The organism is Bradyrhizobium altum (assembly GCF_020889705.1).
GTDB lineage: Bacteria > Pseudomonadota > Alphaproteobacteria > Rhizobiales > Xanthobacteraceae > Bradyrhizobium > Bradyrhizobium altum.
The window spans coordinates 1-15,100 of record NZ_JACMYP010000218.1 but is presented as its reverse complement, the minus strand read 5'-3'; the positions used below and the strand labels follow the sequence as shown (position 1 = coordinate 15,100).

The window sequence follows — 15,100 nt, the reverse complement described above, 5'->3', positions numbered from 1 at the left end:
CCGCTTCTTCTTGCGCGCGTTCCAGGCCAGCGCCGCGGCGCCGGAGCCGAGCGCCAGGAACGGCAGCGTCGGAATGCCCGGCAGCAGCGCCAGCACCAGCATGACGCCGGCCGACATGCCGAGCGCCTGCGGATAGCCGGAGAGCTGACGCATCAGCGCCTTGTCGGCGGCGCCGGTGATGCCGGCCTTGGAGACCAGGAGGCCGGCTGCGGTCGAGACGATCAGCGCCGGCACCTGGGTGACGAGGCCGTCGCCGACCGTCAGCACGGTGTAGGTGCGGGCGGCTTCACCGAAGGAGAGGCCCTGCTGGGCGACGCCGATGATGATGCCGCCGACGATGTTGATGCCGACGATCAGAAGCCCGGCGATGGCGTCGCCGCGGACGAATTTCGAGGCACCGTCCATGGCGCCGAAGAAGCCGCTCTCGTCTTCCAGCGCCTTGCGGCGTTCCTTGGCGGCCTTCTCGTCGATCAGGCCGGCGGACAGGTCGGCGTCGATCGCCATCTGCTTGCCGGGCATCGAGTCCAATTGGAAGCGCGCCGCGACTTCGGCGATACGGCCCGAACCCTTGGTGATGACCACGAAGTTCACGATCACCAGGATCGCGAACACGATGATGCCGATCACGAAGTTGCCGCCCATCACGAAGTTGCCGAACGCCTCGATGACGTGGCCGGCAGCCGCCGTGCCCTCGTGGCCGTGGCTCAGGATCAGCCGGGTCGAGGCCATGTTCAGCGACAGCCGCATCATGGTCGAGATCAGCAGGATGGTCGGAAACGACGAGAATTCCAGCGGCGCCTGGATGAACAGCGAGGTCATCAGGATCAGGATCGAGATCGTGATCGAGACCGCCAAAAACAGGTCGAGCACGATCGAGGGCAGCGGCAGGATCAGCACCACCAGGATGGTGAGGACGCCGAGCGCCAGCGCGAGATCGCCGCGCTTGAGGATGTCGCCGATCTCGCCGAGGCTCGGCAATCCGCTCTTGCCCGCCGCGCCCTGACCCGCCGTGACGTCGACCATGGTAGCCGCTCTCCCCCGCGACTGGCGGCCGCGGCCGCCAAGCGTCTGCGCGACGGCCGCAGGGCCGCCGTTCCGAAAGTGAGGCACCGCGCTGGCGTTCACGGGGATCTCCGCCCGTTAGACGCGTTCGACGACACTCGACTTCACTCGGCAATTCTTGCCGGGTGTATGGTTAGCAAAGGGTTAATAAGTGCGTTTTGCGTGGGGCGCAGGTCGTCGCAGGGGGCCGGACATGGGGAATCCCGGCCCGGACGGGCGGGTCGGAGCGCCCGGCTGTTCTTCGGAGCCGGTTCGCTGCCGCTATCTCAGCGCGCCGAGCACGACGCCCGATGCGGCGATGAGGCCGAGCGTGATGACGCTGGCGCGCCACAGCAATTGCTGCCGGGCGGCGCGCCGGTCGTGGAAGGCCAGCCAGTCGTGGACAAAGCCCGCGGGAATGTCGAACACCACGGCAAGCTCGTCGCGGTGGTGCGTCTCATGCTCGCAATACATCGCGCGGACCGTCGACACGCCCAGCCGCTCGAGCTCGCAATGCCACTCCCAGGCATGCTTGCCGTTGGTCCAGCGATTTTCGAAGGGGATCACGTGTGATTCCATGACGAGCCTCCTGGCCCACCCTTGAACCTCACGTGGCAAGTCTAGCTCAATATCCGGACCGGCGCGAGGTCGGCGTCGGCTGGCCGAGACCGATCACGGCGGCGTCAATTGGCTGAGAGCATCCATCTGCGCCAATGCGTCGGCTGGATGTCGAGATGCCTGCTGCCGGCATCATCGACCCATTCGGCGCCGTCCCGGTGGCACGGGAACATCAGCGCGTGCACCATGCCGTCATAGTCGAGGACACAGACCTCGAGTTCCCGGTCCGACGGCGCTGACGCAACGGGTAACCACTCTGCTGACGACGAATGCATGACGATCCTCCGACGATATGCGCTTCGATCCTTTACCTTGCGAGCTGCGCGCCATCCGGACGGATGATAGGTCCGGACGGCGAGCCGCCAATGTGAACCGGCTCGCATTGTAGCAGTTTTTCTCATCAGCATGGATCACGGTTCGACGGACGATATTCCCGGTCGATCGGTCCGTTGCGACCGCTGCGGTGCACGATGCGGATTGAACTTTCGCGGCCCGGCCGCCGACCAAACGCCAGCAACGCCATCAGCCGCCAGAGGCATCCATGTCGAACCGGGCAGGTCGAACCATGACAGCAGGCATTGCTGCCGCGATCGCACTGCTGTCGGTGCAGGCGTCCGCCGTGACGCTACCGGACGACCGGGCCTGGATGATCCGCATGATCGCCTGCAAGGGTAACGGCGTCCTGATGGAGGTCTACCTGCCGCAATCCGTCGTCTTCGCGCCGCATGGCGGCATGGCTGCGGGCAAGACAGCGGACGGCTACTACACGCTCGATCTGACCGAGCTCAACAAAGGCAAGGACCTCGAGCCGGTGCATGTGACGATGAGCGCGGACAAGAAGTCTGTGACCGTCGACCAGTACACGCGCGGCTTGCCGCCGACCCGCATACCGGTCGGCGGCGGCACCGTGGATTTCGATCAGCGCTTCGGCATCGGTGCGAAGTGCGGTCCGTTCCAGGCGCAGGATCCCAACTACGGCAATTGAGGCGCCTCACGCGCCGGTGAAGGCAATGCGTCCCCTCGCTGGCGCATGCCTAATCTCTCGGCAATGCGGCTTGACCCGGAGGCAAATGCCGACGAAGTTCCGCGCGCCGTGGTAATTTCTTCTGAATTTTCCCCTGAAGCCGCAGTGTTCATTCCCGACTCGCGCCGGGCATGGCTGCGCCTTGCCATAGCCGTGGTGATCGGCTCGCTCGGCAGCGTCGGCATGTGGTCGGTCGTGGTGGCGTTGCCGGCAGTGCAGACCGACTTCGGCGCGACCCGCGGAACGGCGTCGCTCGCCTTCACGATGGTGATGCTCGGCTTCGGCCTCGGCCAGGTCGTGACCGGCAAGATCAGCGATCGCTACGGCATCGTCGCTGCGATCGGCGCCGGGATCGGCATTCTCGGCCTCGGCTATATCGGCGCCGGCTACGCGCCGTCGATCTGGGCCTTCATCCTGCTGCATTTCGCGATCGGCCTGTCGTCGGCCGCGACCTTCGGCCCTCTGATGGCGGAGGCCTCGCATTGGTTCGAGCGTTACCGCGGCCTTGCGGTCGCGATCGCCGCCAGCGGCAATTATGTCGGCGGCACGGTGTGGCCGCCGCTGGTCAATTTCGGGATGCAGAGCATCGGCTGGCGCACCACCCATATCGCGATCGGCATCTTCACCGCGATCGCGATGGTGCTTGCGCTCGTGGTGCTGCGTCTGCTGATGGGCGCGGCGACCCGGCGCAGCCATGTCAACGCGGCGCCGCCGCGGGTCGACATGCGGCTCTCCACCAACGCACTGACCGCGATCCTGTCGCTGGCGTCGATCTCCTGCTGCGTGGCGATGTCGATGCCGCAGGTTCACATCGTCGCCTATTGCGGCGATCTCGGCTACGGCGTGGCGCGCGGCGCCGAGATGCTGTCGCTGATGCTGGGCTTCGGCATCATCAGCCGGATCGGCTCCGGCTTCCTTGCCGACAGGATCGGCGGCATCCGCACGCTGTTGATCGGCTCGATCGCGCAGGGCGCAGCGCTGCTGTTCTACCTGTTCTTCGACAGCCTGACCTCGCTCTACATCATCTCGGCGATGTTCGGCCTGTTCCAGGGCGGCATCGTGCCGAGCTACGCCATCATGGTGCGCGAGGCGATGCCGGCCTCCGAGGCCGCGACCCGGATCGGCATCGTGATCTTCGCCTCGGTGTTCGGCATGTCGTTCGGCGGCTGGATCTCGGGCGTGATCTTCGACGCCACCGGCTCCTATGCCGCGGCCTTCGCCAATGGCCTGGCCTGGAACCTGCTCAATGTCAGCATCATCCTGCTGCTCCTGATGCGGTCGCGGCAGCGGCTGGCGGTCGCATGATCCGGAAAAGTGCGAAGCGGTTTTCTTCGCGACAAACGCGATGAGCGTTTGCGCGGGGATCATGCTCAAATAGGAAACGACCCTCGATCACACCGCCTGACCGGCCTTCAGCAATGAGCAGCCGGTGATCTTCAAGCTCCCGTCGGCCTGCCGCTCCAGCGTATAGAGCGCCTCCCAAGCCTCGCCATTGGCGTCGACGATGTGAACGCGTTGCGCGATCCGGTCGCCCGCACTCTGTGCCTCGCCGAACTCGAAGCTCCGGTGGCGATAGACCGGCGCATATTGGTTCTGCACCATCGACATGAAGATATCGGCCTGCGGAAAGATCTGCCGGATCGCGGGGGCGGCATAGGAATAGGCTGCCGCGGCGTCGTCGCGGCCGAACGCCTGCTCCTGGGCGCGGATCACGTCCTGCGCGCCGCCAACGTCGTCGGCGATAGTGGGTGAGGCGAGGGCGACCAGAACGGCGGCAATGAGGGCGATCACGCGCATGCGGGACTCCATCTTGGGTGCCAGCAGATACGCACTCTATCACACGCCGGTTTCGGCCGTTGGAATGGTGTTTAGTTGGTGCGCGGTCTCGCCTCCGTCAGCGGATCGAGCCCTTGAAATTGTCGATGTCGGGCGAGGGGCGGGCGGGAAACAGCCGCGCGGTCGAGGAGTTGTCGAGCCGGCGCTTGCATTTCGCCTCGTCGGCGCTGTCGTCGGTGCCGTCCTTCCCGGTGCGCTTCCTGGCGAAGGCATCGTCCTGCCGGTTGACGATCAGCATCGCATGGTCGCGCTCGAGCGTATCCGGATTCTTGCGCTGCTCGTCGGAGCGGAACGCGCCGCCGGTGATCTTGCCCGTCATCTCATAGTCGCAGCCGGCCTTCCAGTCGCCCTGGTCCCACTTCCATCCGGCCGCCTTCAGCGTGCCGTCTTTCTCGGCGGTGACCTTGATGATGGCGTTATAGGCGAGCCAGACGCCGGCAAGCCCGCTGCGCTTGTCGTCAAAGCCTTCGAGCAGCGCCAGGCGTTCGCGCTGCAGGCCGTTGACGTGATCGCGCGCGTCGACGGTGAAGTGCACCTGCGAGCTCTGCTTGTTCCAGGCCGGATGCAGGAATTCCGGGTATTGTTCGGTCTGGCTCTTCACCCAGTTGCGCTGGTCCTCGATCAGCGCGCGCCGCGTCGCCTCGTCGAGCCGCGGCTGCAGCGCCCTCCAGGCGCGGTTCAGCCGCTGGTCGTTGTCGGCGAGATCAGGATCGGCACAGATTTCCTCGTCGGTCGCGGTCTCGGGCCTGGTGCAGTCGAAGGTCGGCGCGACGAACGCGGTGTCCGCCTTGTCGGATGCCGCGTCCTTGCCGGCGGCAAAATAGCTGCCGGTGACCTGCCACATCGACGAGCAGTCGTTGAGCCCGTCAAACTCCTCGTCATCGATGGTGCCGACGATCCGCAGCGTCTCGCCCTGGCGGCGGAGTTTTATTGACGGCGGCTTGCTTGAGGCCGCCGTGGCATCGGTCGCCATGTTGGTCTTGGGCTTATCGGGCGGCGTCTCCACCTCGATCACCACAGGGCTGGAGAGCCAGGCAGTCCCCGAAGGCTTCAGATCGGCGGTCAGCTTGCAGGTTCGCCTGCGATCGCCGCCATAGTCGCCGCGCAGATCGGCGGCTAGGCGATAGGCGCCGCCCTCGGTCGGCGTCAGCGTGAGGTGGCCGAAGGCATTGACCCAGTTGCCTGACAGGCCCGGACGGCCGGATGCCATGCCCTTAAGCGCGGCCGCGCGGCCGCGCAAGGCCGCGGTAAAACCTGCTTTCAGCTCGTCCTGGTCGGTATCGGCCAGCACGTCCGCGGCATCGATGATCATCTCGTTGAACCAGGCCTGGTCGCGCTTCAACAGCGGCCTGACATTGGCCGGCAGTTTGCCGAGCGCCGCGTCGAAGGCCTTGTCGATCTGCGCCACCAGCTTGTCGTAGCCGGCCTTCTTGCAGTCCGCGGTCTTGATCCGGTCGTCGCCGCTATTGCCGCACAGCTTGATCGCGGTCGGCGCACTGCTCGATGCGCGCAGGAAATCGTCCATCGCAGCCGACGCGCCGGGCGCAAGGACCGAGATGGCCGCGACGGCGGCCGCAAGCCGTGGGGAGCAAGGCATCGACGTCACCCGCGAGGCCGCGACATGCGGCCCTTGCGGCTTGGGTCGCGCAGCGCCTGCGCCGGGTTCAAAATGTCGGCGGCGTGCAGGCCGAAATCACCTCGCACGGCTTGGCGCCGATGCAGCGGAAGCGGTGCGGGCGGCGGCTTTCGAAGTAATAGGCGTCGCCGGCATTGAGCACCCGCCGCTCGTCGTCGACCGTGACCTCGAGCCGGCCCGAGACCACGATGCCACCTTCCTCGCCTTCATGCACCAGCGGCACCCGGCCGGTGTCGCTGCCGGGCTCGTAGCGCTCTTTCAGGATCTGCAACGCACGTCCGAACAGGCTGTCGCCGATCTGGAGGTAGGAGATCGGCTTCTTGCCGATCTCGGTCAGCTCATCGGCGCGGTAGAACGCCTTGCGCGGCCGCTCCGGCTCGATCGCGAAGAATTCCGCAAGCCCCATCGGGATGCCGTCGAGGATGCGCTTCAGCGCGCCGACCGACGGGTTCATCTGGTTGGATTCGATCAGCGAAATCGTCGAATTGGTGACGCCGGAGCGCTTGGCGAGCTCGCGCTGCGACAGCTTGTGCCGCGCGCGGATGAATCGAAGCCGACCGCCGATGTCGACGCTCATAAGAGATCCCTGTTGCAGGTGTTGCGGATCGAACAAATAGTCGCAGACCGCCTCAACAAGATCAATGGCTTGCGGTGCGGCAGAAAAGGACTTGTTGAGTGCCGTGAAGAGTGGTCCGACTAGGCGCAGTCAGCAATGGAGCGCCGCCGTGACCGTTCATCAGATTCCGAACACCATCAAGACCGATTCGTTCTGGATGCCCTTCACGGCCAACCGGCAGTTCAAGAAAGCGCCGCGGCTGTTCTCCTCCGCCAAGGGCATGTACTACACCTCGGTCGACGGCCGGCAGGTGATCGACGGCTCCGCCGGTCTCTGGTGCGTCAACGCCGGCCATGGCCGCCCGCAGATCGCGGCCGCCGTCGAGCGCCAGCTGTCCACGCTGGACTTCGCGCCCTCCTTCAACATGGGCCACCCGCTGGCGTTCGATTTCGCCGAGCGCCTCGCCGAGATCGCCCCGAAGGGGCTGGATCGGATCTTCTTCACCAATTCGGGCTCTGAATCGGTCGACACCGCGCTGAAGATCGCGCTGGCCTATCATCGCGCCAACGGGCAGGGGACCCGCACCCGCCTGATCGGCCGCGAGCGCGGCTATCACGGCGTCGGCTTCGGCGGTCTGTCGGTCGGCGGCATGGTCGCCAACCGCCGCCAGTTCGCGACCCATCTGCCGGGTGTCGACCACATCCGTCATACCCATGATCTCGCCCGCAACGCTTTCGCCAAGGACCAGCCGGACCATGGCGCCGAGCTCGCCGACGACGTCGAGCGGATGGTCGCGCTGCATGGCGCAGACACCATCGCGGCCGTGATCGTCGAGCCGGTGCCCGGTTCGACCGCGGTGCTGCCGGCGCCGAAGGGCTATCTGCAGCGCCTGCGCGAGCTCTGCACCAAGCACGGCATCCTGTTGATCTTCGACGAGGTCATCACCGGCTTCGGCCGCCTCGGCACGCCGTTCGCCGCCAACTTCTACGGCGTGACGCCGGACATGATGACGACCGCCAAGGGCATCACCAACGGCACCGTGCCGTGCGGCGCGGTGTTCGCCAGCCGCCAGGTCCATGACGGGCTGATGGTCGGCCCGGACAACGCCATGGAGCTGTTCCACGGCTACACCTATTCGGCGCATCCGGTGGCCTGCGCGGCGGGTCTTGCCACGCTCGACATCTACAAGGACGAGGGTCTCTTGACCCGCGGCGCTTCGCTCTCCGACTACTGGCGCGATGGCCTGCACTCGCTCAAGGGTCTGCCGAACGTCGTCGACATCCGCAACCAGGGCCTGATGGGCGCGGTTGAGCTCGCGCCGCGTGATGGTGCCGTCGGTGCACGCGGTTACGACGTCATGGTCGATTGCTTCAATCGCGGCCTCTACTTCCGCATGAGCGGCGACTCGCTGGCGCTGTCGCCGCCCTTGATCGTCGAGAAGTCGCATATCGACGACATCGTCTCGATCCTCGGCGACGCCATCAAGCGCGTGGCCTGATAATTGCTAGCTAAGCTTTAGCTAGCTCTACAAATTGCTGTCGCCGTTGCGAAGCAGAGTGGTTTCGCAGCGGCGATTGCGTTTTCGCTGCAGGATGTGAGGAAAAGTGAAGGTCCTTGTTCTCGGCAGTGGCGTGATCGGCGTCACCTCGGCCTACTATCTTGCGCGTGCCGGCCATGAGGTGACGGTGATCGACCGTCAGCCGAAGCCCGCGCTCGAAACCTCCTTTGCCAACGCCGGCGAAGTGTCGCCGGGCTATTCGTCGCCCTGGGCCGGCCCCGGCGTGCCGGTGAAAGCCGTGAAGTGGCTGCTGATGAAGCACGGCCCGCTGGTGATCCGCCCGAAGCTCGATCCCGTGATGTGGCTCTGGCTGCTGAAGATGCTGCGTAACTGCACCACGTCGCGCTACGCGGTGAACAAGAGCCGGATGATCCCGATCGCGGAATACAGCCGCGACTGCCTGCAGGCGCTGCGCAATGACATCGGCATCCGCTACGACGAGCGTGCGCAGGGCACGCTGCAGCTGTTTCGCGAGCAGGCCCAGCTCGATCACACCGGCGATGACATCGCCGTGCTGAAGCAATACGGCGTCCCGTTCGAGGTGCTCGACCGTGACGGCTGCATCAAAGCCGAGCCCGCGCTGGCCGGCGTGAAGCAGAAGTTCGCCGGCGGGCTGCGGCTGCCACATGACGAGACCGGCGACTGCCACATGTTCACGCAGGCGCTCGCGCTGGAAGCCGAGAAGATCGGCGTGCGCTTCAACTTCAATGTCGGCATCGACGGCCTGAACGCGGATGCCATCCGCATCACCGGCGTTGCGACCAGCGCCGGCCTGATGACCGCCGATGCCTACGTGCTGGCGCTCGGCAGCTACTCGCCGCATCTGGTGCGGCCGCTCGGCATCTCGCTGCCGGTCTATCCGGTGAAGGGCTATTCGATCACGGTGCCGATCAAGGACGCGAGCGGCGCGCCTGAGTCCACCGTGATGGACGAGAGTTACAAGGTCGCGATCACCCGGCTCGGCGACCGCATCCGGGTCGGCGGCACCGCCGAGATCTCGGGCTATTCGACCAAGCTCTACGACGCGCGGCGCGCGACGCTCGACCATTCGCTGACCGATCTGTTTCCGCGCGGTGGCGACCTTCCCAAGGCCACCTTCTGGTGCGGCCTGCGCCCGATGACGCCGGACGGCCCGCCGGTGATCGGCGCGACACGGTTTGCGAATCTGCACCTCAACACCGGCCACGGCACGCTCGGCTGGACCATGGCCTGCGGCTCGGGCCGGGTGCTGGCCGACATGCTCTCCGGCAAGAAGCCCGAGATCGACACCAAGGAGCTGTCGATCAAGCGCTACGATCACCGGTTTGGCTAAGGCCTCATCGTCGCGAGCGAATGGCTATTCGGCGGCGTTCTTCACGGGCGGTTCGGCACGGTCGTCTCGTTTCGTCGCCGTCCAATTCGAAAGCGCGTTCGAGAATCTGTCGAGATAGAGATACACGACCGGCGTCGTGAACAGCGTCAGCGCCTGGCTCACGATCAGGCCGCCAACCATCGCGTAGCCGAGCGGCTGACGAATTTCCGCGCCTGTTCCGGTGCCGAGCATCAGCGGTACGCCGCCGAGCAGGGCTGCCATCGTCGTCATCATGATCGGGCGGAAACGTAAGAGCGCCGCTTTCCGGATCGAGTCCCGCGGCGACAAGTGCTCCTCGCGTTCGGCGGCGATCGCGAAGTCGACCATCATGATGCCGTTCTTCTTCACGATCCCGATCAGGAGGATGATGCCGATCAGCGCGATCAGGCTGAAATCGAACCCGAACGCCATCAGGATCGCCAGCGCGCCGACCCCGGCCGATGGCAGCGTGGACAAGATCGTGAGCGGATGGATGTAGCTTTCATAGAGCATGCCGAGGATCAGATAGACCACGACCAGCGCAGCCAGGATCAGCAGCGGCACCGAGCTCAGTGACTCCTGAAAGGCCTGCGCCGTGCCCTGAAAGCTCGAGCTGAGCGTCGCCGGAGCCCCCAGATTGGCGACGGCGTTCTGGATCGCATCGGTGGCCTGGCCGAGCGCGACCCCTTGTGCGAGGTTGAAGCTGATCGTGGTCGCAGGAAACTGCCCCTGGTGGGCGATTGCGAGCGGGCGCACCGGAATCGTCGTCCACTTGCAGAACACCGAGAGCGGGACTTCGTCGCCCGTCGCCGGCGACTTGATGTAGAGCTTGTTGAGCGTGTCGAGCTTGCCCTGCAACTCGGGGAGTATCTCCAGGATGACGTGATAGCTGTTGAGCTGGGTGAAGTATTGGGCCACTTGGCGCTGGCCGAACGCGTCGTACAGCGTGTCGTCGATCAATTGCGGCTGGATGCCGTAGCGCGACGCGGTGTCGCGATCGATGGTCATCGTCAGCGTCGTTCCCTCGGTCTGCTGGTCGGTGGCGACGTCGCGCAATTCGGGCAGGGTCTTCATGCTGGCCAGGATCTTCGGCGCCCATTGGTTCAGCTCGGCGAGGTTGGCGTCCTGCAGCGTGTATTCGAACTGCGTCCGGGTAGCGCGGCCGCCGAGCCGGACGTCCTGGGACGCCTGCATGTAGAGGCGTGCACCCTCGACGGCCTCGAGCTTCGGTCGCAGCCGTGCGATGATCTGCTGCGCGTCCGCGTCGCGCTCCTCGTGCGGCTTCAGCGTGATGTACATGCGGCCCGAATTCAGCGCGGTACCGCCGCCGCCGATGAACTCGGCCATGCTGTCGACCGCGGGATCGGCCCGGACGATCCGGCTGAGTTCTTCCTGATGCTGCTTCATGTCGGCGAACGAGATGTCCTGGGCCATCTCCGATACGGCGTTCAGGAAGCCGTTGTCCTGTTGCGGGAAAAATCCCTTGGGTATGATCACGAACAAATAGACCGACAGTGCCAGCGTCGCGAAGAAGATGCAGAGCGTGGTCCGGCTCCAGCTCAGTGCCAGATCGATCCCGCGCTCATAGCCATGCAGCATCCGGTCGAATGCCGCTTCGCTCCATTGGTAGAGCCGGCCGTGCCTGGTTTCGCCGTGCGCCCGCAGGAAGCGCGATGCCATCATCGGCGTCAGCGTCAGCGACACCACCAGCGAGACGAAGATCGCCATCGCCAGGGTCACCGCAAACTCGCGGAACAGTCGGCCGATGACGCCCCCCATCAGCAGCAGCGGGATCAGCACCGCGACCAATGAGATACTGATCGACAGGATCGTGAATCCGATCTCGCCGGCGCCCCGCAGTGCCGCGGCGAGCGGCCGCTCGCCCTGCTCGACGTATCGCGTGATGTTCTCCAGCATGACGATGGCGTCGTCGACCACGAAGCCGACCGCAATCGTCAGCGCCATCAGCGAAAGGTTGTCGAGCGTATAGCCGAACACCCACATCAGCGCGCAGGCGCCGAGCAGCGCGAGCGGCACGGTGACGGCGGGAATCACCGTGGCCCAGAAGCTGCGCAGGAAGATGAAGATCACCATGACGACCAGAACGATGGTGATCAGCAGCGTGATCTGCACGTCCTCGACGGCGGCGCGGATGGTCAAGGTCCGGTCGCTGATGATCTTGATCTTGATGGCGGGCGGAATGGCGGCAATCAGTCTCGGAAGCTGCGCCTTGATCCTGTCGACCGTGCCGATGACGTTGGCGCCGGGTTGCTTGAAGATGACGAGGAAGACGCCGCGCTTGCCGTCCGCCCAGGCGGCCTGCTTCATGTCTTCGGGCCCGGCGACGGCCTGGCCGATGTCGCGAATCCGCAACGGGCCGCCGTTGCGGTAGGCGACGATGACGTCATTCCAGTCTTTGGCGTCCGGGAGCTGATCGTTGGCGTAGATCGTGTAGGCGCGGCTGGCGCCGTCGATGTTGCCCTTCGGGCTGTCGACCGTCGTGATGGCGATCTGGCTGCGGATGTCTTCCAGCGAGAGCCCCTTGGCGACCAGCTTGGCGGGATCGATCTGCACGCGGATCGCGGGCTTCTGCTGTCCGCCGATGAACACCTGGGCGACGCCGGAAATCTGGCTGATCTGCTGCCCGAGCTGGGCGTCGACCGCATCGCTCACCCTGATCAGCGGCAGGGTGTCGGAGGTTGCCGACAACAGCAGGATCGGCGAGTCCGCCGGGTTGACCTTGCGATAGGTCGGCGGCGACGGCAGGTTCTTGGGCAGCTGGCCGCCGGCGGCATTGATCGCCGCCTGGATGTCGTTGGCGGCGCCGTCGATGTTGCGGTTCAGATCGAACTGAATGGTGACCGCGGTCGACCCGAGTGAGCTCGTCGAGGTCATTTGCGCGATGCCGGGAATCTGCGCGAATTGCCGCTCCAGCGGCTGCGCAACCGAGGAGGCCATGGTTTCGGGGCTGGCGCCGGGCAGGCTCGCCGAGATCTGGATGGTCGGAAAGTCGACCTGCGGCAGCGGCGCGACCGGCAGCAATGGATAGGCGACGATGCCGACGAACAGAATGCCGGCCATCAGCAGCGAGGTGCCGATAGGGTAGCGGATAAACGGAGATGAGATGCTCTCGTTCATTTCGGCAATCCAAATGAACGGCAGGCGCATCTTTTCCCGAACGGCGGGAGTCGTCCTCGAAAGCTCGAGCGCGAACGCGCGTTTTCCTCGCCATGGCCAATCGGCAGATCGCGGAGTTGGCCTTCTCGTCTACCTGTTTTTTGCCAGCATAGTCATTCCCGGGGACGACGCGCGAATGGAAACACCGGATCGCCCATTCGACCTTCGTTCAATGGCCGGAATCCGCGCGCCAAACACGTGGCCTTCGCGCGGAGTATTTCTGATTACGATATATTTGTAGCAGCTACGGCGAGTGCGGCCGGCGGCCTTCTTCTTCGCGGGTTTCGCCGTGGATGCCGCTGCACCCGCCGGCTGCAGCCGCAGCCCGTCCACGAACACATCCAACAGCCTGAGCGCTGTGGTCTGCCAGCCCGGCTGGTCGTGCATGTAACACATACCGATCAGCGCGCGCAGCACGTCCTCGGCGCTGATGTCGCTGCGGATCGCGCCGGCCGCCACCGCGCGCGCGAGCAGGGTGCCGATCGCCTTGGTCAGGCGATCGAACGAATAGGCGTGCAGCTCGGTCGAGCCATGCGCGACCAGCGCAAGGGCTGCGACCATGCCCTTCTTGGTGGCGACGAATTCCACATTGGCGCGCAGCCAGCGGCGCAGCGCAGCGACCGGCTCCGGCGCGCATTGCAATTGCTCGGCAAGGTCGCCGAGCTGCTCGACCTCGCGGCGGTAGACCGCCTCATACAGCGCCTCCCGGGTCGGGAAGTGCCGATACAGCGTGCCGATGCCGACGCCGGCATGGCGCGCGACCGCCTCGAGGCTCGCCTCGCTGCCGCCGGCCGAGAACACGGCCTTGGCCGCTTCCAGCACACGCTCGCGATTGCGCACGGCATCGGCGCGCGGCTTGCGGACAATTTCTGGTGATGAACCGGCCATTCCTTTTTCTTTTCACCCTCCCTTGTAAACGGAGGATGCCTCCGTATATGGCGACCAGCAACGGACCTGACAAGGCGCGCCGATCATGCATCGGCGGCCACGGGTTCGCGTTGCCTCGACTCAACCCGACCATACACGGATCGGAGCACTGCATGAATCTCCCACTCAGTCTCACCATCAACGGCGTCCGCCGGGACATTGCCCTCGACGACCCCCGCGTCACCCTGCTCGACCTGTTGCGCGAGCGGCTCGACCTCACCGGAACCAAGAAGGGATGCGACCGCGGCCAGTGCGGCGCCTGCACCATCCTGGTCGACGGCCGCCGCATCAATTCCTGCCTCGCGCTCGCCGTCAGCCATGACGGCGCCGAGATCACCACCATCGAAGGCGTCGGGCGCGGCGGCGAACTGCATCCGGTGCAAGCCGCCTTCATCGCCCATGACGGCTTCCAGTGCGGCTTCTGCACCCCGGGCCAGATCATGAGCGGCATCGGCCTGATCCAGGAAGGCCAGGCCGGCGACGACCCCGAGCGCGTGCGCGAATGCATGAGCGGCAATCTCTGCCGCTGCGGCGCCTATCAGGGGATCACCGAAGCCGTGCTCGAGGCGCAATCCAACATGACCGCCAGCAAGCAGAGGCGCTCCGCATGATGAACTTCGACTATGTCAGGCCGGCCAGCGTCGCGGACGCGGTCGCGGCGGCTTCCGAAAAGGGCGCGAGCTATCTCGCCTCCGGCACCAATCTGCTCGACCTGATGAAGGGCGGTGTCAGCCGGCCGAGCCGCCTCGTCGACGTCACGCGTCTGCCCGGGCTCGATCGTATCGAGCATCTCGCCGATGGTAGCTTGCGCATCGGCGCACTGGTGCGCAACGCCGATCTCGCGCATGACGCCGCGTTCGCGCGCAACTATCCCGCGGTCGCCGAGGCGCTGCTGTCGGGCGCATCGGCGCAGCTGCGCAATGCCGCGACCGTCGGCGGCAATCTGATGCAGCGGACACGCTGCGCCTATTTCTACGACGCCGGCAGCGCCTGCAACCGGCGCTGGCCGGGTGCCGGCTGCGATGCGTTGAAGGGCGAGAACCGCCTGCACGCAGTGCTCGGCTGGAGCGAGGGCTGCATCGCCACCCATCCGTCGGACTTCTGCGTGCCGCTGGTCGGGCTCGATGCTGTCGTCGAGATCGAGGGCAAGGGCGGCCGGCGCGAGCTGCCGCTCGAGGCGCTGCATCGTCTGCCCGGAGAAACGCCGGAGCGCGAGACCGCGCTGGAGCGCGGCGACCTGATCGTCGCGCTGCGGCTGCCGACTGAAGCCCAAGGTTTCGCCGGGCATTCCCGCTACATCAAGGTGCGCGAGCGCACGTCCTACGCTTTCGCCGTGGTCTCGGCCGCGGCGGCCTTACGCATCGAGGACGGCAAGATCCGTGTGGCCCGCCTCGCGC

13 protein-coding genes and 1 pseudogene are annotated in these 15,100 nt (G+C 65.6%); 6 read left to right on the top strand and 8 right to left on the bottom strand.

Translation table 11 applies throughout. From position 1 onward, the window contains the following. The 3 genes from H8B02_RS35780 to H8B02_RS35770 all read right to left on the bottom strand — a co-directional run. The coding region (locus H8B02_RS35780) for an FHIPEP family type III secretion protein (RefSeq protein ID WP_229170544.1) at positions 1-1,125 on the bottom strand (1,125 nt) is incomplete at its 3' end. Between the two features lie 198 nt (positions 1,126-1,323). After that, entirely contained in the window at positions 1,324-1,620 is a 297-nt protein-coding gene (locus tag H8B02_RS35775; RefSeq protein ID WP_229170543.1) for a hypothetical protein, read from the bottom strand. Between the two features lie 104 nt (positions 1,621-1,724). Next, a complete protein-coding gene (locus tag H8B02_RS35770; RefSeq protein WP_212316398.1) occupies positions 1,725-1,934 on the bottom strand; it encodes a hypothetical protein in 210 nt (69 codons plus the stop codon). 290 nt (positions 1,935-2,224) lie between these two features. Here H8B02_RS35770 and H8B02_RS35765 point away from each other — a divergent pair, with 290 nt between their 5' ends. After that, the gene (locus H8B02_RS35765) at positions 2,225-2,644 is read left to right on the top strand and encodes a hypothetical protein (RefSeq protein ID WP_229170542.1); all 420 of its coding nucleotides are present in this window, start codon (positions 2,225-2,227) and stop codon (positions 2,642-2,644) included. 144 nt (positions 2,645-2,788) lie between these two features. Beyond that, positions 2,789-3,988: an MFS transporter gene (locus H8B02_RS35760; protein WP_229170541.1), complete on the top strand. Its 1,200-nt coding sequence runs from the start codon at positions 2,789-2,791 to the stop codon at positions 3,986-3,988. Between the two features lie 87 nt (positions 3,989-4,075). Here the strand turns inward: H8B02_RS35760 and H8B02_RS35755 are convergent, their stop codons facing one another. The 3 genes from H8B02_RS35755 to H8B02_RS35745 all read right to left on the bottom strand — a co-directional run bounded on the left by H8B02_RS35755 (position 4,076) and on the right by H8B02_RS35745 (position 6,732). After that, on the bottom strand, positions 4,076-4,480 hold the full coding sequence (locus H8B02_RS35755; RefSeq protein ID WP_229170540.1) for a DUF4864 domain-containing protein: 405 nt from the start codon (positions 4,478-4,480) through the stop codon (positions 4,076-4,078). Between the two features lie 97 nt (positions 4,481-4,577). Continuing rightward, positions 4,578-6,116, bottom strand: coding sequence for a lysozyme inhibitor LprI family protein (locus H8B02_RS35750; RefSeq protein WP_229170539.1), 1,539 nt, complete (start codon positions 6,114-6,116; stop codon positions 4,578-4,580). Positions 6,117-6,183: 67 nt separating this feature from the next. Beyond that, complete coding sequence (locus tag H8B02_RS35745; protein ID WP_018273259.1) at positions 6,184-6,732, bottom strand: cupin domain-containing protein; 549 nt, start codon at positions 6,730-6,732, stop codon at positions 6,184-6,186. Positions 6,733-6,880: 148 nt separating this feature from the next. Between H8B02_RS35745 and aptA the strand changes: the two genes are divergently transcribed. Both aptA and H8B02_RS35735 read left to right on the top strand, forming a co-directional pair. Next, positions 6,881-8,209, top strand: coding sequence for an omega-aminotransferase AptA (gene aptA, locus H8B02_RS35740; RefSeq protein ID WP_229170538.1), 1,329 nt, complete (start codon positions 6,881-6,883; stop codon positions 8,207-8,209). Positions 8,210-8,315: 106 nt separating this feature from the next. Continuing rightward, positions 8,316-9,581, top strand: coding sequence for a D-amino acid dehydrogenase (locus H8B02_RS35735; RefSeq protein WP_229170537.1), 1,266 nt, complete (start codon positions 8,316-8,318; stop codon positions 9,579-9,581). A 24-nt stretch (positions 9,582-9,605) separates the two neighbouring features. Here the strand turns inward: H8B02_RS35735 and H8B02_RS35730 are convergent, their stop codons facing one another. Continuing rightward, positions 9,606-12,737, bottom strand: coding sequence for a multidrug efflux RND transporter permease subunit (locus H8B02_RS35730; RefSeq protein WP_229170536.1), 3,132 nt, complete (start codon positions 12,735-12,737; stop codon positions 9,606-9,608). A gap of 306 nt (positions 12,738-13,043) precedes the next feature. Further along, positions 13,044-13,664: pseudogene (locus H8B02_RS35725) on the bottom strand (TetR/AcrR family transcriptional regulator); the annotation flags it as partial. Positions 13,665-13,816: 152 nt separating this feature from the next. On the opposite strand from H8B02_RS35725, the gene H8B02_RS35720 reads away from it, so the two are divergent. Both H8B02_RS35720 and H8B02_RS35715 read left to right on the top strand, forming a co-directional pair. Further along, a complete protein-coding gene (locus tag H8B02_RS35720) occupies positions 13,817-14,314 on the top strand; it encodes a (2Fe-2S)-binding protein (protein WP_207832169.1) in 498 nt (165 codons plus the stop codon). Continuing rightward, a partial coding sequence (locus H8B02_RS35715) for an FAD binding domain-containing protein (RefSeq protein WP_229170535.1) occupies positions 14,311-15,100 on the top strand: 790 nt, incomplete at its 3' end. The genes H8B02_RS35720 and H8B02_RS35715, both read left to right, overlap by 4 nt.

Bases quoted from the DNA above. Each gene is read 5' to 3' on its own strand.
- H8B02_RS35775 (WP_229170543.1), bottom strand. From the start codon at position 1,620: ATGGAATCACACGTGATCCCCTTCGAAAATCGCTGGACCAACGGCAAG.
- H8B02_RS35770 (WP_212316398.1), bottom strand. From the start codon at position 1,934: ATGCATTCGTCGTCAGCAGAGTGGTTACCCGTTGCGTCAGCGCCGTCG.
- H8B02_RS35765 (WP_229170542.1), top strand. From the start codon at position 2,225: ATGACAGCAGGCATTGCTGCCGCGATCGCACTGCTGTCGGTGCAGGCG.
- H8B02_RS35755 (WP_229170540.1), bottom strand. From the start codon at position 4,480: ATGCGCGTGATCGCCCTCATTGCCGCCGTTCTGGTCGCCCTCGCCTCA.
- H8B02_RS35750 (WP_229170539.1), bottom strand. From the start codon at position 6,116: ATGCCTTGCTCCCCACGGCTTGCGGCCGCCGTCGCGGCCATCTCGGTC.
- H8B02_RS35745 (WP_018273259.1), bottom strand. From the start codon at position 6,732: ATGAGCGTCGACATCGGCGGTCGGCTTCGATTCATCCGCGCGCGGCAC.
- H8B02_RS35730 (WP_229170536.1), bottom strand. From the start codon at position 12,737: ATGAACGAGAGCATCTCATCTCCGTTTATCCGCTACCCTATCGGCACC.
- H8B02_RS35720 (WP_207832169.1), top strand. From the start codon at position 13,817: ATGAATCTCCCACTCAGTCTCACCATCAACGGCGTCCGCCGGGACATT.